Annotated in this window: 23 protein-coding genes; 21 read left to right on the top strand and 2 right to left on the bottom strand. The window is 66.8% G+C overall.

Features of this window, described 5'->3' with window-relative positions; all coding sequences use genetic code 11:
- Positions 1-37: 37 nt before the first annotated feature.
- Both F1599_RS07935 and F1599_RS07930 read right to left on the bottom strand, forming a co-directional pair.
- Positions 38-769, bottom strand: coding sequence for an SAM-dependent methyltransferase (locus F1599_RS07935; RefSeq protein ID WP_150082693.1), 732 nt, complete (start codon positions 767-769; stop codon positions 38-40).
- A 41-nt stretch (positions 770-810) separates the two neighbouring features.
- A complete protein-coding gene (locus F1599_RS07930) occupies positions 811-1470 on the bottom strand; it encodes a Maf-like protein (protein ID WP_395895086.1) in 660 nt (219 codons plus the stop codon).
- 258 nt (positions 1471-1728) lie between these two features.
- On the opposite strand from F1599_RS07930, the gene F1599_RS07925 reads away from it, so the two are divergent.
- The 21 genes from F1599_RS07925 (at position 1729) to nagZ (ending at position 21675) form a co-directional block, all read left to right on the top strand.
- The gene (locus F1599_RS07925; protein ID WP_150082692.1) at positions 1729-2322 is read left to right on the top strand and encodes a DUF177 domain-containing protein; all 594 of its coding nucleotides are present in this window, start codon (positions 1729-1731) and stop codon (positions 2320-2322) included.
- Between the two features lie 133 nt (positions 2323-2455).
- Positions 2456-2635: a 50S ribosomal protein L32 gene (gene rpmF, locus F1599_RS07920; RefSeq protein ID WP_006577657.1), complete on the top strand. Its 180-nt coding sequence runs from the start codon at positions 2456-2458 to the stop codon at positions 2633-2635.
- A 174-nt stretch (positions 2636-2809) separates the two neighbouring features.
- Entirely contained in the window at positions 2810-3889 is a 1080-nt protein-coding gene (gene plsX, locus F1599_RS07915) for a phosphate acyltransferase PlsX (protein ID WP_149317030.1), read from the top strand.
- A gap of 132 nt (positions 3890-4021) precedes the next feature.
- Positions 4022-5002, top strand: a complete 981-nt coding sequence (locus tag F1599_RS07910; RefSeq protein WP_149317031.1) for a beta-ketoacyl-ACP synthase III — start codon at positions 4022-4024, stop codon at positions 5000-5002.
- A gap of 99 nt (positions 5003-5101) precedes the next feature.
- Positions 5102-6034 carry an ACP S-malonyltransferase gene (fabD, locus tag F1599_RS07905; protein ID WP_149317032.1) on the top strand — a complete coding sequence of 311 codons (933 nt, stop codon included), beginning with the start codon at positions 5102-5104 and terminating at the stop codon, positions 6032-6034.
- A gap of 55 nt (positions 6035-6089) precedes the next feature.
- Positions 6090-6839 (top strand): 3-oxoacyl-ACP reductase FabG, encoded by a 750-nt coding sequence (gene fabG / locus F1599_RS07900; protein ID WP_053822165.1) that lies wholly within the window; start codon positions 6090-6092, stop codon positions 6837-6839.
- Positions 6840-6977: 138 nt separating this feature from the next.
- Positions 6978-7217 carry an acyl carrier protein gene (acpP, locus tag F1599_RS07895; protein WP_006577662.1) on the top strand — a complete coding sequence of 80 codons (240 nt, stop codon included), beginning with the start codon at positions 6978-6980 and terminating at the stop codon, positions 7215-7217.
- Between the two features lie 298 nt (positions 7218-7515).
- On the top strand, positions 7516-8748 hold the full coding sequence (gene fabF, locus F1599_RS07890) for a beta-ketoacyl-ACP synthase II (protein WP_149317033.1): 1233 nt from the start codon (positions 7516-7518) through the stop codon (positions 8746-8748).
- Between the two features lie 28 nt (positions 8749-8776).
- Positions 8777-9256 carry an FUSC family protein gene (locus tag F1599_RS07885; protein WP_149317034.1) on the top strand — a complete coding sequence of 160 codons (480 nt, stop codon included), beginning with the start codon at positions 8777-8779 and terminating at the stop codon, positions 9254-9256.
- 173 nt (positions 9257-9429) lie between these two features.
- A complete protein-coding gene (gene rpoE, locus F1599_RS07880; RefSeq protein ID WP_006578764.1) occupies positions 9430-10029 on the top strand; it encodes an RNA polymerase sigma factor RpoE in 600 nt (199 codons plus the stop codon).
- A 108-nt stretch (positions 10030-10137) separates the two neighbouring features.
- Positions 10138-10776: a sigma-E factor negative regulatory protein gene (locus tag F1599_RS07875; protein ID WP_149317035.1), complete on the top strand. Its 639-nt coding sequence runs from the start codon at positions 10138-10140 to the stop codon at positions 10774-10776.
- Between the two features lie 8 nt (positions 10777-10784).
- Positions 10785-11858: a MucB/RseB C-terminal domain-containing protein gene (locus tag F1599_RS07870; RefSeq protein WP_149317036.1), complete on the top strand. Its 1074-nt coding sequence runs from the start codon at positions 10785-10787 to the stop codon at positions 11856-11858.
- A 158-nt stretch (positions 11859-12016) separates the two neighbouring features.
- The gene (locus tag F1599_RS07865; protein ID WP_149317037.1) at positions 12017-13498 is read left to right on the top strand and encodes a DegQ family serine endoprotease; all 1482 of its coding nucleotides are present in this window, start codon (positions 12017-12019) and stop codon (positions 13496-13498) included.
- A gap of 446 nt (positions 13499-13944) precedes the next feature.
- Positions 13945-15738, top strand: coding sequence for a translation elongation factor 4 (gene lepA / locus F1599_RS07860; protein ID WP_150082691.1), 1794 nt, complete (start codon positions 13945-13947; stop codon positions 15736-15738).
- Positions 15739-15836: 98 nt separating this feature from the next.
- Positions 15837-16736: a signal peptidase I gene (gene lepB, locus F1599_RS07855; protein WP_150082690.1), complete on the top strand. Its 900-nt coding sequence runs from the start codon at positions 15837-15839 to the stop codon at positions 16734-16736.
- A 59-nt stretch (positions 16737-16795) separates the two neighbouring features.
- Entirely contained in the window at positions 16796-17566 is a 771-nt protein-coding gene (gene rnc / locus F1599_RS07850) for a ribonuclease III (RefSeq protein WP_149317040.1), read from the top strand.
- Positions 17563-18513 (top strand): GTPase Era, encoded by a 951-nt coding sequence (gene era / locus F1599_RS07845; RefSeq protein WP_150082689.1) that lies wholly within the window; start codon positions 17563-17565, stop codon positions 18511-18513. Before rnc ends, era begins: the two co-directional genes overlap by 4 nt.
- Positions 18506-19393, top strand: a complete 888-nt coding sequence (gene recO, locus F1599_RS07840; protein WP_150082688.1) for a DNA repair protein RecO — start codon at positions 18506-18508, stop codon at positions 19391-19393. Before era ends, recO begins: the two co-directional genes overlap by 8 nt.
- A 7-nt stretch (positions 19394-19400) precedes the next feature.
- The gene (gene pdxJ / locus F1599_RS07835; protein ID WP_150082687.1) at positions 19401-20183 is read left to right on the top strand and encodes a pyridoxine 5'-phosphate synthase; all 783 of its coding nucleotides are present in this window, start codon (positions 19401-19403) and stop codon (positions 20181-20183) included.
- Positions 20180-20608, top strand: a complete 429-nt coding sequence (gene acpS / locus F1599_RS07830; RefSeq protein ID WP_150082686.1) for a holo-ACP synthase — start codon at positions 20180-20182, stop codon at positions 20606-20608. Before pdxJ ends, acpS begins: the two co-directional genes overlap by 4 nt.
- A gap of 17 nt (positions 20609-20625) precedes the next feature.
- Positions 20626-21675 carry a beta-N-acetylhexosaminidase gene (nagZ, locus tag F1599_RS07825; protein ID WP_150082685.1) on the top strand — a complete coding sequence of 350 codons (1050 nt, stop codon included), beginning with the start codon at positions 20626-20628 and terminating at the stop codon, positions 21673-21675.
- The last annotated feature ends 83 nt before the right edge of the window (positions 21676-21758 follow it).

Genomic DNA, 21758 nt, shown 5'->3' with positions numbered 1-21758 from the left:
CCGGCCCCAAGGCCTGCCGGCCGGCGCGGCCAGCCGCTCAAGCCGCCAGGATCGAAAAGATCGCCGGCCGCTTGTGCAGTTCAAGCCGGCCCGGCTGCCAGGCCGACAGCGGCTGCGTGACGATGGTCTCGCTCGGCAGCGTCAGGTCCACCGCGATCGACAGCAGCGTGGTGCCGGCGCAGCTGGCCTTCAGCGCCGCCAGCAGCGCATCGTTGCGATACGGCGTCTCGATCCAGACCTGGGTTTGCCGGTGCTTGCGCGACCATTGCTCCAGTTCGCGCAGGCGCTGCGTGCGCTCGGCCGGATCGACCGGCAGATAGCCGTTGAACGCAAAGCTCTGGCCATTGAGCCCGGAGCCCATCACCGCCAGCAGGATCGAACTCGGGCCCACCAGCGGCCGCACGCGCACGCCGCGCGCATGGGCGAGCCGCACCAGATTGGCGCCGGGGTCGGCCACCGCCGGCACGCCGGCCTCGGACAGCAGGCCGGCGTCGCGGCCGGCCAGCATCGGGGCCAGCAGTTCCGCCAGCGCCGCCTCGGGCGTATTGACGTTCAGCTCGCGGATCTCGATCTGCTGGATTGGCCGCGCCAGCGGACAGGTCTGCCCGAGCTTCTTCAGATAGGCGCGCGCGGTCTTGGCGTTTTCCGCGACCAGGTAGTCCAGGCTCGCGGCGATCTGCTGCACGTCGGCCGGGATCACGGCCGGCAGCGGATCGGCTTCGTCGCGTTTGCCGAGCGTGTTGGGAATCAGGTATAGCGTGCCGCTCATGGGCGGATGTCCTCGACAGCGAAGAAGGAAGGCCCGGGGAATCAGGCCTTGAAGAAGGGATAGCCGGCGCGGCGCAGCATGCTGGTCAGCGCGATCAGCGGCAGGCCGACCAGCGCGGTCGGATCGTCGGACTCGACGCGCGACAGCAGCGCAATGCCGAGTCCCTCCGATTTGGCGCTGCCGGCCACGTCATAGGGCCGCTCCAGCCGCAGATAGGCTTCCAGTTCGTCGTCATCCAGCTCGCGGAAGGTCGCCTGGGTGCGCACGTCCTCCAGCTGGACCTCGCCGCTGCGGCCGTCCAGCAGGCACAGCGCCGAATGGAACGTCACGGTGCGGCCGCGCATCCAGCGCAATTGCGCCAGGGCCTGTTCGTGCGAGCCCGGCTTGCCGACCTGCGTGCCGTCCAGCGTGGCGACCTGGTCGGAGCCGATCACCAGCGCGCCGGGATGGCGGGCCGCGATCGCCTCGGCCTTGCGGCGCGACAGGCGCAGCGCGGTCGCCTCGGGTGTCTCGCCCGGCAGCGGCGTCTCGTCGATGTCGGGCACGTCGATCTCGAACGGAATGCGCAGGCGCTCCAGCAGTTCGCGGCGATAGCGCGAGCTGGAACCGAGAATCAGCCTGGGAACCGCGGCCGGTGCCGCGTGGGAAGCCACTTCGGGCGCCGCACCGGGCGCCGCATCGCGTGTCACAGCGGAAGACATATAAGTGTTTGAAGCGAAAGAGGAATGCGCAACGGGCAAAGCGCGTTCGGTTTTGACCGCGGCGGAGATTTCGACGTATAATCACGCGTTTTACCGCGCAGGCATCCGCCGCGTGGTGTCCTGCAGGTGCCAAAGTCCGCTCGATATGGACTTTGTGCGGCGGCCTCGTCACTCGACGGTTGCGGCGGCGACAGGACCAGCGTTCAGCAGCATTGCCAGCGCCAGCTTGGTACAAGGTACAGAGGCGCACTCAGCGACATGACTCAGCCCATCGACTTGCAAGCGTTCGATCTCTTCGAGTTCTGCCGGTCCTCGGGCTCGGCGGCCGGCGAGATCGCGGCGCGTGAATTGCCGCGCATCATAGCCGAGACCTCCGCCGAAGCGCCAGCCTCGGCCCCGGACGAAGTGTTCCGCTACACCATGAGCGGTTCCACTCAGGACGAAGCGGACGAGCCCGGCAAGCCGGCGCGCCGGCGCCTGTTTCTCGATCTGGCGGTGCAGGGCAGCATGTGGCTGAACTGCCAGCGTTGCCTGGCGGTCTACGCCGAGCCGATCTCGACCGCGACCCGCTTCGAGGTGGTGGCCAGCGAAGCCGAGGCCGACGCCGCGCCGATGGACGACGACGAGATCGATGTCATCGCGGGCTCGCGCCGGTTCGATCTGCTGGCGCTGATCGAGGACGAGATCCTGCTGTCGCTGCCGGTGGCGCCGAAGCACGAGGTCTGTCCGGTGGTGCACGAGAGCCTGGTGACCGGCACCGACGGCAGCGTCGAGCCGGAACCCGAGGACGAGCAGGAAGAAAAGCGGCCATCGCCCTTCGCGGCGCTGGCCAGTCTGAAGACGAAGCACTGACGCCCGGACATGGTCCGCGGCGGCGCGCTTCGGCAGTAAAAACGTCGTACCCGTAATCAGCATCCGGCCGGGCCCGGCTACGCCTCGTGCGGGATGCGTGTGTTAATATCCGCAAATTCTCCAAGGAGTCATCATGGCTGTTCAACAGAACAAGAAGTCGCCGTCCAAGCGCGGCATGCATCGTTCGCACGATCACCTGTCCGTCGCGCCGCTGGCAGTCGAGCCGACCACGGGTGAGACGCACCTGCGCCACCACGTGAGCCCGAACGGCTACTACCGTGGCCGCAAGGTCGTCAAGACCAAGAACGACTGAAGCATTCGCTCGGCGTGACGCTGCGTCCCGCACGCGCTTGCAGGTAGAAGACATACAAAGAAGCGGCAAACTCCTTGCCGCTTTTTTGTTGGGCGCGGCAAGCGTGGACGCTGGCGCCGCTTTCCCTGCGAGGCCACCGCAGCGCGGATTCGGCGCCTCGCGCATCAGCAAACAATGACGATCAAACTCGCTATCGACTGCATGGGCGGCGATCACGGCGTGTCCGTGACGGTGCCGGCGGCGATCAGTTTTCTTGCCGCCCACGAGGATGCCGAGATGGTGCTCGTGGGGCGGCCGGATGCCATCGAGCCGCAGCTCAGGAAGCTGCACGCGCAGAACCATCCGCGCGTGACCGTGGTGGCCGCCACCGAAGTGATCACGATGGACGACCCGGTCGAGGTCGCGCTGCGCAAGAAGAAGGATTCGTCGATGCGCGTCGCGGTGACCCAGGTCAAGGAAGGCCGCGCCGACGCCTGCATCTCGGCCGGCAACACCGGCGCGCTGATGGCGGTGTCGCGCTATGTGCTCAAGACGCTCGAAGGCATCGAGCGCCCGGCCATCGCCACCACGATCCCGAACGAGCAGGGCTGGGGCACCACGGTGCTGGACCTCGGCGCCAATGCCGACTGCGAACCCGAACATCTGCTGCAATTCGCCCGCATGGCCGAGGCCATGGTGGCAGTGGTCGACCACAAGGAACACCCGACGGTCGGCCTGCTGAACATCGGCGAGGAAGTGATCAAGGGCAACGAGGTGGTCAAGCGCGCCGGCGAGCTGCTGCGCGCCTCGGAGCTGAACTTCTACGGCAACGTCGAGGGCAACGACATCTTCAAGGGCACCACCGACATCGTGGTGTGCGACGGCTTCGTCGGCAACGTGGCGCTCAAGAGCACCGAAGGCCTGGCCAAGATGATCGGCAGCATGATCAAGGAGGAATTCACCCGCTCCTGGTTCACCAAGCTGCTGGCCGGCATCGCGATGCCGGTGCTGACGCGGCTGGCGCGGCGGCTCGATCCCGCCCGCTACAACGGCGCCTCGCTGCTCGGGCTGCGCGGCCTGGTGATCAAGAGCCACGGTTCCGCCGATGCCCACTCTTTTGAGTGGGCTATCAAACGCGGGTATGATGCGGCCAGGAATGGCGTCATCGCCCGTATTTCGCAGGCGTTCGCCAACAAGACGAGCACCGCGGGCACCGCATCCGCGGGCCAGGAGACGGACCCGCCGGACGCGGGTCGCAGCGCACACGCCGCATGATCCTGCCCTGCATCACCCAGGCAGCGGCGACGCCGGTGCCCCTGGTCCCACGCCCCGCGCGCCAGCACCGGCCAGGCCGGCATGCCGCCGCGCCGGGGTCGCGCTGAGTCCGGCAATACGATCCGACACCACATGACAAGCTACGCAAAAATCATCGGCACGGGGAGCTACCTGCCTCCGCGGCGCGTCACCAATCACGAGCTCGCGGCGCAGCTGGCCGAGAAGGGCATCGAGACCAGCGACGAGTGGATCGTCTCGCGCAGCGGCATCTCGGCGCGCCACTGGGCCGAGCCCGATGTCACCAGCAGCGACCTGGCGGTCAAGGCCGCCGAGCGCGCGCTGGAAGCGGCCGGCATCGATCGCCAGTCGATCGACCTGATCATCGTCGCCACCTCGACGCCGGACTACGTGTTCCCGAGTACCGCCTGCCTGGTGCAGCAGAAGCTCGGCATCACCAACCATTGCGCGGCGTTCGACCTGCAGGCGGTGTGCTCGGGCTTCGCCTATGCGCTCGCCACCGCCGACAAGTTCATCCGCAGCGGCTCGCATCGCAACGTGCTGCTGATCGGCGCCGAAGTGTTCTCGCGCATTCTCGACTTCAACGATCGCACCACCTGCGTGCTGTTCGGCGACGGCGCCGGCGCGGTCGTGCTGACCGCTTCGGACGAGCCCGGCGTGTTGTCCTCGGCGATGCACGCCGACGGCAGCCATGTCGATATCCTGTGCGTGCCGGGCAATGTGGCGGCCGGCAATATCACCGGCAATGCCTTCCTGCACATGGATGGCCAGGCGGTGTTCAAGCTCGCCGTCAGCGTGCTCGACAAGGTCGCGCGCGAAACGCTGGCCGCGGCAGATTTCCCGGCCGAGAAGCTCGACTGGCTGATTCCCCACCAGGCCAATATCCGCATCATGCAGGGCACCGCGAAGAAGCTGGGCCTGCCGCTCGAGCGCATGATCGCGACCGTGCACGAGCACGGCAACACCTCGGCCGCGTCGATTCCGCTGGCGCTCGACGTCGCGGTGCGCGACGGGCGCATCCGCCCCGGCCACCACGTGCTGATGGAAGGCGTGGGCGGCGGTTTCACCTGGGGCGCGGTGCTGCTGCGCATGTAATTCGCAGGCCGGTGCCCGGCATCGGCGCGCGGCAGCCGCTGCGCGACCGGATGCGTGATGGCGCACCGGCGATTCCATTTTCAAACCGATCGGAAACCGATGAAATTCTCATTCGTCTTCCCCGGCCAAGGCTCGCAGTCGGTCGGAATGCTCAATGCCTTCGCCGACAACCCGGTGGTGCGCGCGACGCTGCAGGAAGCGTCCGACGCGCTCGGCCAGGACCTGGCGCGCCTGATCGCCGAAGGTCCGGCCGAAGAGCTGAACCTGACCACCAATACCCAGCCGGTGATGCTGACCGCCGCGGTGGCGATCTACCGCGCCTGGCGCGAGGCCGGCGGCCCGGCCCCGGCGCTGGTGGCCGGCCATAGCCTGGGCGAATATTCGGCGCTGGTCGCCGCCGGCGTGATTCCGTTTGCGGATGCCGTGCCGCTGGTGCGTTTCCGCGCCCAGGCGATGCAGGAAGCAGTGCCGGTGGGCGAGGGCGGCATGGCCGCGATTCTCGGCCTGTCCGACGACGACGTGCGCGCCGCCTGCGCCGAGGCCTCGGCCGCCGGCGTGGTCGAAGCCGTCAACTTCAACGCCCCGGCGCAGGTGGTGATCGCCGGCGCCAAGGCGGCGGTCGAGAAGGCCTGCGAAATCGCCAAGGCCAAGGGCGCCAAGCGCGCGCTGCCGCTGCCGGTCTCGGCGCCGTTCCATTCGTCGCTGCTCAAGCCAGCCTCGGACCGCCTGCGCGAACGCATGGCGGGCCTCACGTTCTCGGCGCCGTCGATCCCGCTGATCAACAACGTCGACGTGGCGATCGTCAACGATCCGGAGGCGATCAAGGACGCGCTGGTGCGTCAGGCCGCGGCGCCGGTGCGCTGGGTCGAGTCGGTGCAGAAGATGGCCGCCGACGGCGTCACGCATGTGATCGAATGCGGCCCGGGCAAGGTGCTGGCCGGCCTGACCAAGCGCATCGACGGCAATCTGGTCGGCGGCGCGATCGTCGATCCGGCCTCGCTGCAGGACACGCTGGCGCTGGTGCGCGGCTGATCCGCGTACGGCAAACGGATACGGCTAGGCCAAGCGAACAAGGAGAAATAACGGGATGAGCAAGACCCTGGACAATCAGGTCGCGCTGGTGACGGGCGCCTCGCGCGGCATCGGCCGCGCGATCGCACTGGAACTGGCCCGGCAGGGCGCGCTGGTGATCGGCACGGCCACCAGCGAGAAGGGCGCCGCCGCGATCGGCGAATACCTGGCCGCCGAGCAGCTCAAGGGCGCCGGCGCGGTGCTCGACGTCAACGACGCGGCGCGCTGCGAGGCGCTGATCGACGAGATCGTCAAGAATCACGGTGGCATCCATATCCTGGTCAACAATGCCGGCATCACGCAGGACCAGCTGGCGATGCGGATGAAGGACGAGGACTGGAGCGCGGTGATCGACACCAATCTGACGGCGGTATTCCGCCTGTCGCGCGGTGTGCTGCGGCCGATGATGAAGGCCCGCGGCGGACGCATCATCAACATCACCTCGGTGGTCGGCTCGACCGGCAATCCGGGCCAGATGAACTATGCTGCGGCCAAGGCGGGCGTGGAAGGCATGACGCGGGCGCTGGCCCGCGAGATCGGCAGCCGCAACATCACCGTCAATTGCGTCGCACCGGGGTTTATCGATACCGATATGACCAAGGTGCTGTCGGAAGAGCAGCATGCCGCGCTCAAGACCCAGATTCCGCTCGGCAGGCTCGGTCAGCCGGAGGACATCGCCAACGCGGTGGCTTTCCTGGCCGGTCCGCAGGCGGCTTATGTGACCGGCACCACGCTGCATGTCAACGGTGGCATGTATATGAACTGAGGGGGCGCGACGCCTTGGCGTCACCCCCTTTTTTAGAAGAACGGGCGCATTTCTTGCGAAAGACTGCGGACGGCATTTTCACGGGCCAAACCTGCTAAAATGCGCCCACTTTTTTGTCGAACTTCCCTGGAGGGCTAAATGGACAATATCGAACAACGCGTCAAGAAGATCGTGGCAGAGCAACTCGGCGTCGCCGAAGCCGACATCAAGAACGAATCCTCGTTCGTGAACGACCTCGGCGCCGACTCGCTGGACACGGTTGAACTCGTGATGGCGTTGGAAGATGAATTCGGCATGGAAATTCCCGATGAGGAAGCCGAAAAGATCACGACCGTGCAGCAGGCCATCGACTACGCCTCGGCGCACGTCAAGGCGTAAGCCTGTCGTATCCGGATTCCGGGCCACAGAAAACGGGCGAAGGGGTCGTCAGATCCCGTTGTGCCGTTTTCTGTGGCTTTCGTTTGTTCGAGCAAGCGGAGTTGCGGTGGAGCTGAACCTGGCTCCATCAGCGGCCATCGTGCCGCCGCGCTGGCGGCCCCGGATCGGGTCCGTCGGTCCGGCCGGCATGTTGGCCGATGCGCCGGTCCGCCGGCGCGGCGGAATCGCCATGGCGCCTTCACGGTGCCGCGGGCTGCCGCCCGTTCCGCCTTGCCTCATCCACCCGTAGGAAATCATAGTGAGCCGTCGTCGCGTCGTCGTCACCGGGCTCGGCCTTGTGTCTCCGGTCGGAAACACGGTTGCCGAAGGCTGGGCCAATCTGGTTGCCGGCAAGTCCGGCATTGCCACCATCACCAAATTCGATCATTCCGCGCTGGCGGTGCATTTCGCCGGCGAGGTGAAGGGCTTCAACGTCGAGGACTACATCCCGGCCAAGGAAGCGCGCCATATGGATACCTTCATCCACTATGGCATCGCGGCCGGCACCCAGGCCCTGCGCGACAGCGGCCTGGAAGTGACCGAGGCCAACGCCGATCGCATCGGCGTGCTGGTCGGCTCGGGCATCGGCGGCCTGCCCATGATCGAGGATACGCACGCGGAGCTGACCAACCGCGGCCCGCGCCGGATTTCGCCCTTCTTCGTGCCCGGCTCGATCATCAACATGATCTCCGGCCACCTGTCGATCAACCATAACCTCAAGGGCCCGAACCTGGCCGCCGTGACCGCCTGCACCACCGGGCTGCACAGCATCGGCCTGGCCGCGCGGCTGATCGAGGCGGGCGACGCCGACGCGATGCTCGCCGGCGGTGCGGAATCGACCGTGTCGCCGCTGGGTATCGGCGGTTTCGCCGCGGCGCGGGCGCTGTCGACCCGCAACGACGATCCGGCAGCCGCCTCGCGTCCGTGGGATGTCGATCGCGACGGCTTCGTGCTGGGCGAAGGCGCCGGCGTGATGATGCTCGAGGAGTACGAGTCGGCCAAGGCGCGCGGCGCCAAGATCTACGCCGAACTGTCCGGCTTCGGCATGAGCGGAGACGCGTTCCACATGACGGCGCCGAGCACCGACGGTCCGCGCCGCTGCATGGTCAATGCGCTGAAGAACGCGGGCATCAACCCGGACGAAGTGCACTACCTGAACGCGCACGGCACCTCGACGCCGCTGGGCGACAAGAACGAGTCCGACGCGATCAAGCTTGCCTTCGGCGAGCACGCCTACAAGATCGCGGTGAACTCCACCAAGTCGATGACCGGCCATCTGCTGGGCGGCGCCGGCGGCCTGGAGTCGGTCTTCACGGTGTTGGCGCTGCATCACCAGGTCGCGCCGCCGACGATCAACATCTTCAATCAGGACCCCGAGTGCGATCTCGATTACGTGCCGAACACCGCGCGTGAGATGAAGATCGACGTGGCCGTCAAGAACAACTTTGGCTTCGGCGGTACCAACGGCACGCTCGTCTTCCGTCGTGCCTGAAGCCGGCGCCCGCCGGCCCCTCCCTTGCTTGCTGTCCCTGGGACGTCATCCGCAGCGTTGGCTGCTGACGGCGTTCCTGGGCTGCGAGCTTGCCGCGCTGCTGTGGTTGCTGTGGCGGGCAAGGCAGGGTTGGGCGGCGGGCGAGACGGCGCCGCTGTGTTGGGCGGTCCTGGCAGTGGCTGCTGTGCTGTCGGGTGGCCGTACCTGGCGAGGGGCGTGGCGGGCGGCGGCATGCCGCCTTGCCGGCGTCGCGCCGGGCGGTTCGGCGGCTCGGATCGTCGTCGCGTTGCCCGACGGCGGACAAGTCAGGGCCCGCGTGGTGGCGTGCTGGCAGTTGGGTGGGGTTGCCGCGGTGCTTCGGCTGGCGCCTGTGGAGTCCGGGCAAGCCGCCGTGCCGCCCGTGCTGGTGATGGGCAGCGGTGGCGTTCCGGACGATCGGGACAGCGCTTCCGGTGCCTCGCGGCGAGCGATGCTGCGGGCGCTGCATGCGTCCTCTGGGCCGCTTTGAACACGATCGGCGGCCCAAGCGGTGCCGCTTAATGCATACTGACGCCCGGTGGCATTCGCCCCGGCTGTCAATACGCTTTTCGCTCCGCGGCGGTTTCGCGGGGTGCGGCGTAGGTAAAATACAACGTTTGTTTTGACAGCGATACCAAGAGATACACTGCAGGTGAACTATTCGTGAGCGAACGCGAAGCCGACCAGCTCCTTGTTGAACGCGTCCAGCAGGGCGACAAGCGGGCCTTTGAACTGCTGGTGGCCAAATACCACCGCAAGATCATCCGGTTGATCTCGCGTCTGGTCAGGGACCCCGCTGAAGTGGAGGATGTGGCGCAGGATGCCTTTATCAAGGCATATCGCGCCTTGCCCCAATTCCGCGGGGAATCGGCGTTCTACACCTGGCTGTATCGGATCGCTGTCAACACGGCCAAAAACTACCTGGCCACGCAGGGCCGCCGGCCCGAGGCGTCCAGCGACATCGATGCCGAAGAGGCTGAAACTTTTGCGGATGGTGAGCAACTAAGGGATATCAATACGCCGGAGTCGATGCTCCATACGCGCCAGGTGGCAGACACCGTCAACCGCGCCATGGAGGCCCTGCCGGAGGAATTGCGAACCGCCATCACGCTGCGCGAGATCGAAGGCCTCAGCTACGAGGAAATCGCCGAAGCGATGGGGTGTCCGATCGGTACGGTCAGATCGCGCATTTTCCGGGCACGCGAAGCGATTGCGGAAAAATTACGCCCGCTGCTGGGAACGGCAGAAGGCAAGCGGTGGTAGAAGTCAAAGACATGTCGTGCGGCCAGCGTTGCAGCCTGCTCCTGCATCGAGAAGCGACAGTATTGTGACGGGATTGTTCGGTGTTCGATGGTTATCGAGGGGTTGGAAATGGGTCAGGCTCACAGGCAATCGGTTCATGCGCCCGAGGCAGCGGAGCAGATTTCCGCATTGATCGACGGCGAACTGGCGCCGCATGAATTCGAGGCCGTGCTGGCGCTCGCGAAAAGCGAGCCGGGCCAGGAGCAATGGTCGGTGTTCCAGTTGATCGGCGATACGCTGCGTTCCGAGGAGCTGGCCCATGCCGGCTCGACCGCGGCCTTCGTGTCGCGCTTCGCCAGCCGTCTTGAAGACGAGCCGCATCTGCTGGCGCCGGCCGCGCTGGCCGATGCGCCGGTACGCCGCCACCGTCTGCTGTTGCGCCCGTCGTGGGTGCGCCGCGTGATGCCGGGCACCGCGATCGCGGCCGCCGTCGCGGCGGTCAGCTGGGTGGTGGTGCCGCAAATGCGCGATGCCGATCCGGCCGCGCCCGGCGCCATCGTCGCCAGCACCAGTGAAGGCGTCCCCGCGGCGCCCAAGGCCGCCGGCGTGCTGACCGTCGCCGCCGATGCCGGCCAGATGATTCGCGATCCGCGCCTGGACGAGTACCTGCGGGCTCACCGGGTGTCCGTGACGACCAACGCCATGGTGCCGACCATGCGCAACGTCGCCAATAGTGCAAGCTTCTCTCAGGACAACACGCAGGAATAATGCCGGACATGCAAAAAGGATGGGCGCCCGCCCATGCAGCGGGCGCACAAGGAATAAGGGCCCTGAGGAGGTCCTTTTTTCTCGCCTTGTGCCTGACGGCCGCGGTGGCGACGGCGCAGACGCCCGAGCCCACGCTGGCGCGCCGCGATGCCGCGGCCTGGCTTGGCAAGATCCACCGCGCCGCGCAGCGCGAAAACTACGTCGGTACTCTGATCTACCAGCGTGGCAGCGTGATGCATGCCTCGCGCATCCAGCATTTCAGCGATCTGGTGCACAACGAGTACGAGCGGCTCGAGACGCTCGACGGCAAGCCGCGCGAGGTCCTGCGCCAGAACGACATCGTCCATAGCCTGATCCCCGAAGCCAAGCTCGTGGTGGTCGAGCGCCAGGACGCCAAGGACCGTTTCCCGGCACTGCTTGCCACCAACAAGGGCGATGTGCTCGATCTCTACGAGATGCGCAGGCTGTCGCCCGAACGCGTGGCGGGCATGGAATGCGAAGTCTTCTCGCTGGTGCCGCACGACGGCGCCCGCTATGCGGTCCGCCTCTGGGCCGAGAAGCATTCCGGCCTGCTGATGCGGGCGCAGACCATCGGCGAGGGCGGCAAGGTGCTCGAGCAGGTCGCGTTCTCGCAGATCGAGATCGGCGTGCCGTCCGAAAAGCAGAAGATCCTCGGCGCGATCAAGAGCGCCGCCAACTGGCAGCGCTACGAGATCAACTACCAGCCGGCCAATATCGCCGAAGAGGGCTGGCTGATCACGGTGCCAATCAAGGGTTTCCAGAAGATTCGCGAGGTCCGTCGCCCGCTGGGCGACCTGCGCAGCGCGCAAGGCAGCGGCCGCGAACAGGTGTTCGAGGTGCTGCAGGTCGTCTACAGCGATGGCCTGACCGGGCTGTCGGTATTCATCGAACCGGTATCGGAACAGCGGGTGCGCCGCGAGGGCGTTGCCTCGCTGGGCGCGACCCAGGTGGTGGTGCGCAAGGTCGCCGATTTCTGGATCACCGTCGTCGGCGAGGTGCCGGCGGCCACGGTCAAGCAGTTCGCGGCCGCGGTGGAATACCGCGCGCCCAAGCCACGCTGAGCCGGGATGCGGCGCGCGCCGGCGCGCCCGCCTGCACACGCCGGGCAATTCTTCGGATGTTCTCCGCACGGTTGCGTGGACACCCTTCGGGCTGGCCCTGACTGGACCGGACGCCCCGGCTTGCTTACCCTGTTACGCTGAACTCGCGGGAGTCGACCATGTCGTCAAACTATTACGCCGTGGCCAGGACCATGGCATTGGCCGCCGTGCTGGCGGCGGGTCCCATGCTGGCCACGCCGGTCCATGCGCAGGCCACCGCTTCCAATTACAGCCTGCCCGACTTCACCGACCTGGTGGAGCGCGTCAGCCCGGCCGTGGTCAATATCCGCACCACCGAGCGCGTGCGTTCGCGCGGCATGACGCCCGAGGACGAGGAGATGGCCGAGTTCTTCCGGCGCTTCTTCGGCATCCCGATGCCGGGCGCGCCGACGCCGCCGGGGACGCCGCGCCGCGGCCAGCCGCCGCAGGGCGAGGAGCAGAGCCGCGGCGTCGGCTCGGGCTTCATCATCAGCCAGGACGGCTACGTGATGACCAACGCCCACGTGGTCGCCGACGCCGAGACCATCTACGTCACGCTGCCCGACAAGCGCGAGTTCAAGGCAAGGCTGATCGGCACCGACCGGCGCACCGACGTCGCGCTGCTGAAGGTCGATGCCAATGGCCTGCCGCGCCTGCAGATGGGCGATTCGAACAAGATCCGCGTCGGCGAATGGGTGCTGGCGATCGGCTCGCCGTTCGGCCTGGACAACAGCGTGACCGCCGGCATCGTCTCGGCCAAGGGGCGCGACACCGGCGACTACCTGCCGTTCATCCAGACCGACGTCGCGGTCAACCCCGGCAACTCGGGCGGACCGCTGATCAATCTGCGCGGCGAGGTGATCGGCATCAATTCGCAGATCTACAGCCGCAGCGGCGGCTACATGGGCATCTCGTTCGCGATTCCGATCGACGAGGCGCTGCGCGTCAGCGAGCAGCTGAAGTCGACCGGCAAGGTCACGCGCGGCCGTATCGCGGTGGCGATCGGCGACGTCACCAAGGAAGTCGCCGATTCGCTGGGCCTGGGCCGGGCGCGCGGTGCACTGGTCGGCAGCGTCGAGCCGGGCGGTCCGGCGGAGAAGGCCGGCATCGAGGCGGGCGACATCATCCTGAAGTTCAACGGCCGCGATATCGAACGCGCCTCGGACCTGCCGCGCCTGGTCGGCGAGACCAAGCCGGGTACGCGCGTGCCCATGCAGCTGTGGCGCAAGGGCGGGACCCGCGAGGTCACCATCACGGTGGCGGAGCTGGAGCCGGATGCCAAGCCGCGCCCGCGCGCCGGCACCACGCCGGGCGATGACGGCGCGGCGGGCGCCAAGCCCAATGCGCTGGGACTGGTGGTCGGCGATCTGTCCGAGGCCAGGTTGCGCGAGCTGAAGATCAAGTCCGGCGTCGAGGTCCAGGCGGCCGAAGGCGTCGCGGCACGTGCCGGCATTCGTCCCGGCGACGTGATCCTGCGCCTGGGCGACACCGATGTGACCAGCGCCCGCCAGTTCAACGAACTGGTGCGCGGCCTGGACAAGAGCCGGATGGCGGCGGTCTTCGTGCGCCGCGGCGACGCCACCCAGGTGCTGACGCTGCGCCCGAACGGCGGCGCACGCTGAGGCAGGCCGAGTCGGTTGAAGGGAGCCGGGTCGGACCGAGGCCGACTGGCGCGAAAAAAACGCCCCAGATATGCGCTCCGGCCGTCCCCGCGAAAGCGGGGCGCCGGCGCCTTTCCGGGCGGACTTCGCGGTCGGTCCAGGGCGCTTTTCTGCGTCCGGACGACCGCGATATCGATGCCGCCGTCGTTGCCACGGCATTTTCCCGCTTCGCTCTGCGATTGAGCACCGGGACCCCCTTGAAAATCCGGTAAAATCGCCGTCTGGCGCGAAAGCCGCCGACCCTGTGAAACGGTCGGGCCCAAGCGCCACCAACCTGCGGCCGGGCCCAGGCGCGCCCGGCGGGCCGCCCGTCCCTCCGCCCATGACATGCTGTGCCGCGGCCGGATGCGCGTACGTCGCCATCGCCCGTTGCCAATGCGCTGCCGCGGCGCTCCCCTGACCAACCGATGGACCATATCCGTAACTTTTCGATCATTGCCCATATCGACCACGGGAAATCGACCCTGGCCGATCGCATCATCCAGCTGTGCGGAGGCCTTTCCGACCGCGAAATGGAGGCCCAGGTCCTGGATTCGATGGATATCGAAAAGGAGCGGGGCATCACGATCAAGGCCCAGACCGCGGCGCTGAGCTACAAGGCGCGCGACGGCAAGCTCTACAACCTGAACCTGATCGACACGCCGGGACACGTCGACTTCAGCTACGAAGTCAGCCGCTCGCTGTCCGCCTGCGAAGGCGCGCTGCTGGTGGTCGACGCCTCGCAGGGCGTCGAGGCCCAGACCGTGGCCAACTGCTATACCGCGATCGAGCTCGGCGTCGAGGTCGTCCCGGTGCTCAACAAGATCGACCTCCCGCAGGCCGATCCCGACAACGCGATCCAGGAAATCGAGGACGTGATCGGCATCGACGCGCACGACGCGACCCCGTGCTCGGCCAAGACCGGCCAGGGCGTCGAGGACGTGATCGAGGCGCTGATCGCCAAGGTGCCGCCGCCCAAGGGCGACCCCGACGCGCCGCTGCAGGCGCTGATCATCGATTCGTGGTTCGACAACTACGTCGGCGTGGTGATGCTGGTGCGCGTGGTCAACGGCACGCTGCGTCCCAAGGACAAGGTGCTGCTGATGGCCAACGGCTCGCAGCATCTGGTCGAGCAGGTCGGCATCTTCTCGCCCAAGTCGATTCCGCGCGAGGCGCTGTCGGCCGGGCAGGTGGGCTTCGTGATCGCCGGCATCAAGGAACTGAAGGCGGCCAAGGTCGGCGACACGATCACCACGGTGACGCGCAAGGCCGAGGCGCCGCTGCCGGGCTTCAAGGAAGTCAAGCCGCAGGTGTTCGCCGGCCTCTATCCGGTCGAGGCCAACCAGTACGAGGCGCTGCGCGAATCGCTGGAGAAGCTGCGCCTGAACGATGCCTCGCTGCAGTTCGAGCCCGAGGTCTCGCAGGCGCTGGGCTTCGGCTTCCGCTGCGGTTTCCTCGGCCTGCTGCATATGGAGATCGTGCAGGAGCGGCTCGAGCGCGAGTTCGACATGGACCTGATCACCACCGCGCCGACGGTGGTCTACCAGGTGCAGATGCGCGACGGCACCATGGCGCAGGTCGAGAACCCGGCCAAGATGCCCGACCCCAGCAAGATCGACGCGATCCTGGAACCGATCGTCACGGTCAACCTGTACATGCCGCAGGATTACGTCGGCTCGGTGATCACGCTGTGCACGCAGAAGCGGGGCACGCAGGTCAACATGAGCTACCACGGCAAGCAGGTGCAGCTGACCTACGAGATTCCGATGGCCGAGATCGTGCTCGATTTCTTCGACCGGCTCAAATCGGTATCGCGCGGCTATGCGTCGATGGATTACGAGTTCAAGGAGTACCGCGTTTCCGATGTGGTCAAGGTCGATATCCTGATCAACGGCGACAAGGTCGATGCGCTCTCGATCATCGTGCACCGTTCCAATTCGCAATACCGGGGCCGCGAAGTTGCCGCGAAGATGCGCGAGATCATTCCGCGCCAGATGTACGACGTCGCCATCCAGGCGGCGATCGGCTCGAACATCATCGCGCGCGAAAACGTCAAGGCGCTGCGCAAGAACGTGCTGGCCAAATGCTATGGCGGCGATATCTCGCGCAAGAAGAAACTGCTGGAAAAGCAGAAGGCCGGCAAGAAGCGCATGAAGCAGGTCGGCACGGTGGAAATTCCGCAGGAAGCGTTCCTGGCCATCCTGCAGGTGGAAGAGAAATGACGCGCCGGACGGCAAGCGTGGCGAATCGGCGCAGCGCCGGTCCAGCCCACACGCCCTCCGGTTCGTACCAATAAGATTTCGCCAACGATCTAGCCGTCATGAATTTTGCACTGATCCTTTTTGTGCTGGTGGTCATCACCGGTATTGCCTGGGTAGCCGACAAGCTGGTGTTTCAGAAGCAGCGCCGCGTTTCGGCGCAGGCCGCGCTGGCCGAGTTCGATGCGCGCCGCGCCGCGATGCCGGGGCACGGCTCCGGCGCCGACTTCGAATCCTCGCGCAGCCGGCTGGCCGAGGAAAAGCTGCGCCAGCCCTGGTGGCTCGAATATTCGGCCAGCTTCTTCCCGGTGATCCTGGCCGTGTTCGTGCTGCGCTCGTTCGTGGTCGAGCCGTTCAAGATCCCGTCCGGCTCGATGATCCCGACGCTGCTGATCGGTGACTTCATCCTGGTCAACAAGTACGAATACGGCCTGCGCCTGCCGGTGATCAACAAGAAGATCGTCTCGCTGGGCGAGCCGCAGCGCGGCGACGTGATGGTGTTCCGCTATCCGAAGGATCCGTCGCTCGATTACATCAAGCGCGTGATCGGCGTGCCCGGCGATGTGGTGACCTATGAAAACAAGCGGCTGACCGTCAACGGCAAGCCGGCGCAATACGACGCGCTGCCCGACTATCTGGACGAGGAACGGCTGTCGTATTCCAAGCATTACAAGGAAACCCTGCCGGGCGGCGCGCCCCATGGCATCCTGAACGACGCCGACCGGCCGGCCTTCGTGGCCGGTGCCGACCCGGATTTTCCCTTCCGCGAAAACTGCACTTACAATCAGCAGGGCGTGACCTGCAAGGTGCCCTCGGGTCACTATTTCGTCATGGGGGATAACCGGGACAACAGCCTGGATTCGCGCTATTGGGGCTTCGTGCCGGACGAGAATATCGTCGGCAAGGCATTCCTGATCTGGATGAATCTCGGCAACCTGGGCCGGGTGGGGTCGTTCCAATAAACGGCGGCCGCCGGCCGGAGCGCGCCATTCGATTACCTCTTCGGGAACGCAGTACTGACATGAACCTCGACGCCTTGCAGCAACGACTCGGCTACCGTTTCAGCAAGCCCGAATTGCTGCAGCAGGCGCTGACGCACCGCAGCCATAGCGCGCACCACAACGAGCGGCTGGAATTCCTCGGCGACTCGGTGCTGAACTGCGCCGTCGCGGACATGCTGTACGGCATGTTCGGCAAGCTCGACGAGGGCGACCTGTCGCGGGTGCGGGCCAATCTGGTCAAGCAGCAGGCGCTGTACGAGATCGCGCAGATGCTGCAGCTGTCCGAGTCGCTGCGGCTGGGCGAGGGCGAGCTGAAAAGCGGCGGTTTCCGCCGCCCCTCGATCCTCGCGGACGCCCTCGAAGCCATCGTCGGCGCGGTCTTTCTCGACGCCGGTTTCGAGGCCGCCCGCAGCCTGATCCGCAAGCTCTATATCCCGATCCTCGAGCAGGTCGATCCCCGCACGCTCGGCAAGGACGCCAAGACGCTGCTGCAGGAATACCTGCAGGGCCACAAGATCGCGCTGCCCCAGTACAACGTGATCGCTACCCACGGCGCCGCCCATAACCAGCAGTTTGAAGTCGAATGCATCGTGCCTAAACTGGAGGTGCAGGTATTCGGCACCGGGGCCTCGCGCCGCGCCGCCGAACAGGCCGCCGCCAAGCTGGCGCTGGAAGAGGTGCAGCGGCTGGTGCCCCAGCTGCTCAAGCGCAGCCGCGCCGAACGCACCGGCAAGACCCGCAAGCAGCCCGTTCCCCCGGATCCGCAGTTGTCTCTCAGGTTGAAGGAATGACCGAATCGAATCGCCCGCAGCCGGAGTCCACGGACTCCGCGGCGGCAAACCCGCCCGCGGCATTCCGCTGCGGCACCGTGGCCATCGTCGGACGGCCCAACGTCGGCAAGTCGACCCTGGTCAATGCGCTGGTCGGCCAGAAGATCAGCATCACCTCCCGCAAGGCCCAGACCACGCGCCATCGGCTGGTCGGCATCCAGACCACCGACGATACGCAGTACGTGTTCGTCGATACGCCGGGCTTCCAGACCCGGCATGCCAGCGCCCTGAACCGTTCGCTCAATCGCGCCGTGACCTCGACGCTGTCGTCGGTCGACCTGGTGCTGTTCGTGGTCGAGGCCGGCCAGTACGGGCCCGACGACGAGAAGGTGCTGACGCTGCTGCCGCGCAATACGCCGGTGCTGCTGGTGGTCAACAAGATCGACCGGCTGCCCGGCGACCGGCGTTCGGAGATCATGTTCCCCTTCCTCGAGAAGATGGGACACCAGTTTCCGTTCCGCGAGGTGGTGCCGATGTCGGCCAAGACGCGCGACCATATCGAACGCCTGCTCGGCATCATCCGGCCCTATCTGCCGGAAGGCGAGCCGATGTACGACACCGACGCGCTGACCGACCGCAGCGAACGCTTCCTCGCCTCGGAAATCATCCGCGAGAAGGTGTTCCGCTGGACCGGCGACGAGCTGCCGTACACCAGCACCGTCGTGATCGACAAGTTCGAGACCGAAGGCCGGCTGCGGCGCGTGTTCGCCACCATCCTGGTCGAGCGCGATGCGCACAAGGCGATGGTGATCGGCAGCAAGGGCGCCAAGCTCAAGCAGATCTCCACCGAGGCGCGCCTGGACATGGAAAAGCTGTTCGACGGCAAGGTCTACCTGGAGCTGTGGATCAAGGTCAAGAGCGGCTGGGCCGACAACGAAGCCGGATTGCGTGCCTACGGATATGAGTGACCGCCCGGCGGTCCCGGCGCCTGCGCGGCGCGGGACCGCCTCCGGGCGCCGCGCGGACCCGGTGGCAGAGGAAGCCGCCGAAGTGCTCGACAGCGTCGGCGCCGAGCTGGCCGGCGCGCGCGCGATGATGGATCGCGCGATGCGGATCGTACCGGCGCGCACCGAGCTGCGCGTGGTCAATCAGCCGGGCTTCGTGCTGCATGCCTGGCCGTATCGCGAAACCAGCCTGATCGTCGATGTCTTCACGCGCGACCATGGCCGCATGGCGCTGGTCGCCAAGGGCGCCAAGCGCCCGCATTCTGCGCTGCGCGCGGTGCTGCAGCATTTCCTGCCGATCTCGCTGTCGTGGAGCGGGCGCGGCGAGGTCAAGACACTGACCAAGGCGGAGTGGATCGGCGGCATGCCGCCGCTGGCCGGCGAGGCCCTGCTGTCCGGCTTCTATCTGAACGAATTGCTGCTGCGCTTCTGCCCGCGCGAGGACGCGCACGAAGCGCTGTTCCGCCATTACATGGCGACGCTGACGCGGCTGGGGCAGGGCGAGCCGGCCGGACTGGTGCTGCGCGGGTTCGAGCGCGTGCTGCTGCAGGAGACCGGCTTCGCGGTGGCCTTCGACCGCTGTACCTCGACCGGCGAGGCGGTGCAGCCGGGGCTCGACTACGTCTACCAGCCGGAGCGCGGCGTGCGGCGCGCGCATGCCAGCGATCCATCGTCGTGGCCGGTGGTATCGGGGCAGACGCTGCTCGACATGTCCCGCGACGACTACAGCCGGCCGCAGACCGTCACGCAGGGCCGCGCGCTGATGCGCTTTCTTCTGCATTATCATCTGCAAGGCGTGCCACTGAAGACGCGCCAGATCCTGATCGACCTGCAAGCCCTGTGATCTCCCTATGATTTTCCACGCTCATCCTGGCGTCATTGCGCTCGGCGTCAACATCGACCACGTTGCGACGCTGCGCAACGCGCGCGGCACCGTCTATCCGGATCCGATCCAGGCCGCGCTGCAGGCCGAGGAGGCCGGCGCGGACCTAATCACGCTGCATCTGCGCGAGGACCGCCGCCATATCCGCGATGCCGACGTGCGCGCGCTGCGGCCGCAGCTGGCCACGCGGATGAACCTCGAATGCGCGCTGACCCCGGAGATGCTGGACATCGCCTGCGAGATCCGTCCGCAGGACGTCTGCCTGGTGCCCGAGCGCCGCGAGGAAGTGACCACCGAAGGCGGGCTCGACGTGGCGGGGCGATTCGAGCAGGTCAAGGCGGCGTGCCGCCAGCTGGCCGATGCGGGCATCCGCGTGTCGCTGTTCATCGATGCGCAGGCCGAGCAGATCGAGGCCGCCGCCGCCAGCGGCGCGCCCGTGATCGAGCTGCATACCGGCCGCTATGCCGATGCCGAGACGCCCGACGCGCAGGCGCTGGAATTCCGCCGCATCGCCGACGGCGTCGAAACGGGCCTGAAGCACGGCCTGGTGGTCAACGCCGGCCATGGCCTGCACTACACCAATGTGCAGCCGATCGCCGCGCTGCCCGGCATTGCGGAACTCAATATCGGCCACGCCATCGTCGCCCACGCGGTGTTCGCCGGCTGGCAGAACGCGGTGCGCGAGATGAAGGCGATCATGGTCGCCGCCCGGCTCGGCACGCGCTATCCCGCGCCGAAGGCTCCGGCGTGATCTACGGCGTCGGCACCGACATCATCCAGATCGAGCGCGTGCGCGGCGTGATGGCCCGCACCGGCGGCCGCTTCGCCGAGAAGGTGCTGGGCCCGCAGGAGCTTGCCGTCTATCATCGGCGCCGCGCGCGCGTCGAAAAGCGCGGCCTGGCCTTCCTGGCGACGCGTTTCGCCGCCAAGGAGGCCTTCTCCAAGGCGATCGGCCTGGGCATGCATTGGCCGATGACCTGGCGCGCGATGGAACTGCTGAACCTGCCGTCCGGCGAGCCCTATGCGCACTGCCACGGCGAACTGGCGCAATGGCTGGACGAACGCGGCCTGACGGTGCGCGTCAGCGTCAGCGACGAACACGACTATGCGGTCGCCTTCGCGATCGCGGAACGGACCGGGCCGGCCGAGACCTCGGGCGTGTCCCTACCCAGATAACTCCCTCTCTTTCACCGATGACCAAGAAGAACGCAGGCAAGCGACCGGGCCCGGTCGTGCTGGATGTCAAGGGCAAGCAGCTGGACGCCGACGATGCGCGCCGCATCTCGCATCCGCTGACCGGCGGCGTGATCCTGTTCGCGCGCAACTTCGAGTCGCGCGCGCAACTGGTGTCGCTGACGCGCGAGATTCGCGCGCTGCGCGACGACGTGCTGATCTGCATCGACCATGAAGGCGGGCGGGTGCAGCGCTGCAAGACGGACGGCTTCACCCATCTGCCGGCGATGGCCAGGCTCGGCGAGCTGTGGGATCGGGACGTGCTGGCCGCGACCCGCGCGGCAGTGGCGTGCGGCTATGTGCTGGCGGCCGAGCTGCGCGCCTGCGATATCGACCTGTCGTTCACGCCGGTGCTCGATCTCGATTACGGGCGCAGCGGCGTGATCGGCGATCGCGCCTTCCACGCGGATCCGCGCGTGGTGGCGATGCTGGCCAACCATCTGACCCACGGCCTGCTGCTGGCCGGCATGGCCAACTGCGGCAAGCATTTCCCGGGGCACGGCCACGTCGAGGCGGATTCGCATGTCGCGGTGCCGGTCGACGAGCGCACGCTGGACGAAATCCTGGAACAGGACGTGCGGCCGTATCAATGGATGGGTATGACGCTGGCCTCGGTGATGCCGGCCCACGTGATCTACCCGAAGGTCGATCCCAATCCCGCCGGCTTCTCGCGCTATTGGCTGCAGGACATCCTGCGCGGCCAGCTCGGCTTCGAGGGCGTGATCTTCAGCGACGACCTCAGCATGGAAGGCGCCAGCGTCGCCGGCACCGTCACGCAGGGCGCGCGTGCCGCGCTGGATGCCGGTTGCGACATGGTGCTGATCTGCAATCATCCCGAGCGCGCCGACCAGTTGCTGGCCGAGCTCGACGTGTCGATCGACAAGGCCTCGCAACGGCGCGTGCGCCGGCTGTTCGCGCGCGGCAAGGCGATGGACTGGAACAAGCTCGAGCAGGACGCGGGCTATCGCAGCGCGCTGCGGCAGCTGCGCGACGAGGCGCTGATCGGCTGAGGCCGCAGCGCTCGCGGCAATCATCGCGCCGCAACGAAAAAGGGCAGCCGGTCGGGCTGCCCTTTTTTCGTCTCGGCACGGAC

Source organism: Cupriavidus cauae (genome assembly GCF_008632125.1).
Lineage (GTDB): Bacteria > Pseudomonadota > Gammaproteobacteria > Burkholderiales > Burkholderiaceae > Cupriavidus > Cupriavidus cauae.
Note: the sequence above shows the minus strand (reverse complement) of the source record. Positions and strands in the feature narration are given on the sequence as shown.

What these genes read in the sequence shown, in the direction of transcription:
- fabD (WP_149317032.1), top strand. Translation starts at nt 5,102, where the DNA reads ATGAAATTCTCATTCGTCTTCCCCGGCCAAGGCTCGCAGTCGGTCGGA.
- acpP (WP_006577662.1), top strand. Translation starts at nt 6,978, where the DNA reads ATGGACAATATCGAACAACGCGTCAAGAAGATCGTGGCAGAGCAACTC.
- fabG (WP_053822165.1), top strand. Translation starts at nt 6,090, where the DNA reads ATGAGCAAGACCCTGGACAATCAGGTCGCGCTGGTGACGGGCGCCTCG.
- lepB (WP_150082690.1), top strand. Translation starts at nt 15,837, where the DNA reads ATGAATTTTGCACTGATCCTTTTTGTGCTGGTGGTCATCACCGGTATT.
- plsX (WP_149317030.1), top strand. Translation starts at nt 2,810, where the DNA reads ATGACGATCAAACTCGCTATCGACTGCATGGGCGGCGATCACGGCGTG.
- F1599_RS07925 (WP_150082692.1), top strand. Translation starts at nt 1,729, where the DNA reads ATGACTCAGCCCATCGACTTGCAAGCGTTCGATCTCTTCGAGTTCTGC.
- recO (WP_150082688.1), top strand. Translation starts at nt 18,506, where the DNA reads ATGAGTGACCGCCCGGCGGTCCCGGCGCCTGCGCGGCGCGGGACCGCC.
- F1599_RS07935 (WP_150082693.1), bottom strand. Translation starts at nt 769, where the DNA reads ATGAGCGGCACGCTATACCTGATTCCCAACACGCTCGGCAAACGCGAC.
- pdxJ (WP_150082687.1), top strand. Translation starts at nt 19,401, where the DNA reads ATGATTTTCCACGCTCATCCTGGCGTCATTGCGCTCGGCGTCAACATC.
- era (WP_150082689.1), top strand. Translation starts at nt 17,563, where the DNA reads ATGACCGAATCGAATCGCCCGCAGCCGGAGTCCACGGACTCCGCGGCG.
- rnc (WP_149317040.1), top strand. Translation starts at nt 16,796, where the DNA reads ATGAACCTCGACGCCTTGCAGCAACGACTCGGCTACCGTTTCAGCAAG.
- F1599_RS07910 (WP_149317031.1), top strand. Translation starts at nt 4,022, where the DNA reads ATGACAAGCTACGCAAAAATCATCGGCACGGGGAGCTACCTGCCTCCG.
- lepA (WP_150082691.1), top strand. Translation starts at nt 13,945, where the DNA reads ATGGACCATATCCGTAACTTTTCGATCATTGCCCATATCGACCACGGG.
- F1599_RS07875 (WP_149317035.1), top strand. Translation starts at nt 10,138, where the DNA reads ATGGGTCAGGCTCACAGGCAATCGGTTCATGCGCCCGAGGCAGCGGAG.
- F1599_RS07865 (WP_149317037.1), top strand. Translation starts at nt 12,017, where the DNA reads ATGTCGTCAAACTATTACGCCGTGGCCAGGACCATGGCATTGGCCGCC.
- rpmF (WP_006577657.1), top strand. Translation starts at nt 2,456, where the DNA reads ATGGCTGTTCAACAGAACAAGAAGTCGCCGTCCAAGCGCGGCATGCAT.
- F1599_RS07870 (WP_149317036.1), top strand. Translation starts at nt 10,785, where the DNA reads ATGCAAAAAGGATGGGCGCCCGCCCATGCAGCGGGCGCACAAGGAATA.
- nagZ (WP_150082685.1), top strand. Translation starts at nt 20,626, where the DNA reads ATGACCAAGAAGAACGCAGGCAAGCGACCGGGCCCGGTCGTGCTGGAT.
- F1599_RS07930 (WP_395895086.1), bottom strand. Translation starts at nt 1,470, where the DNA reads ATGTCTTCCGCTGTGACACGCGATGCGGCGCCCGGTGCGGCGCCCGAA.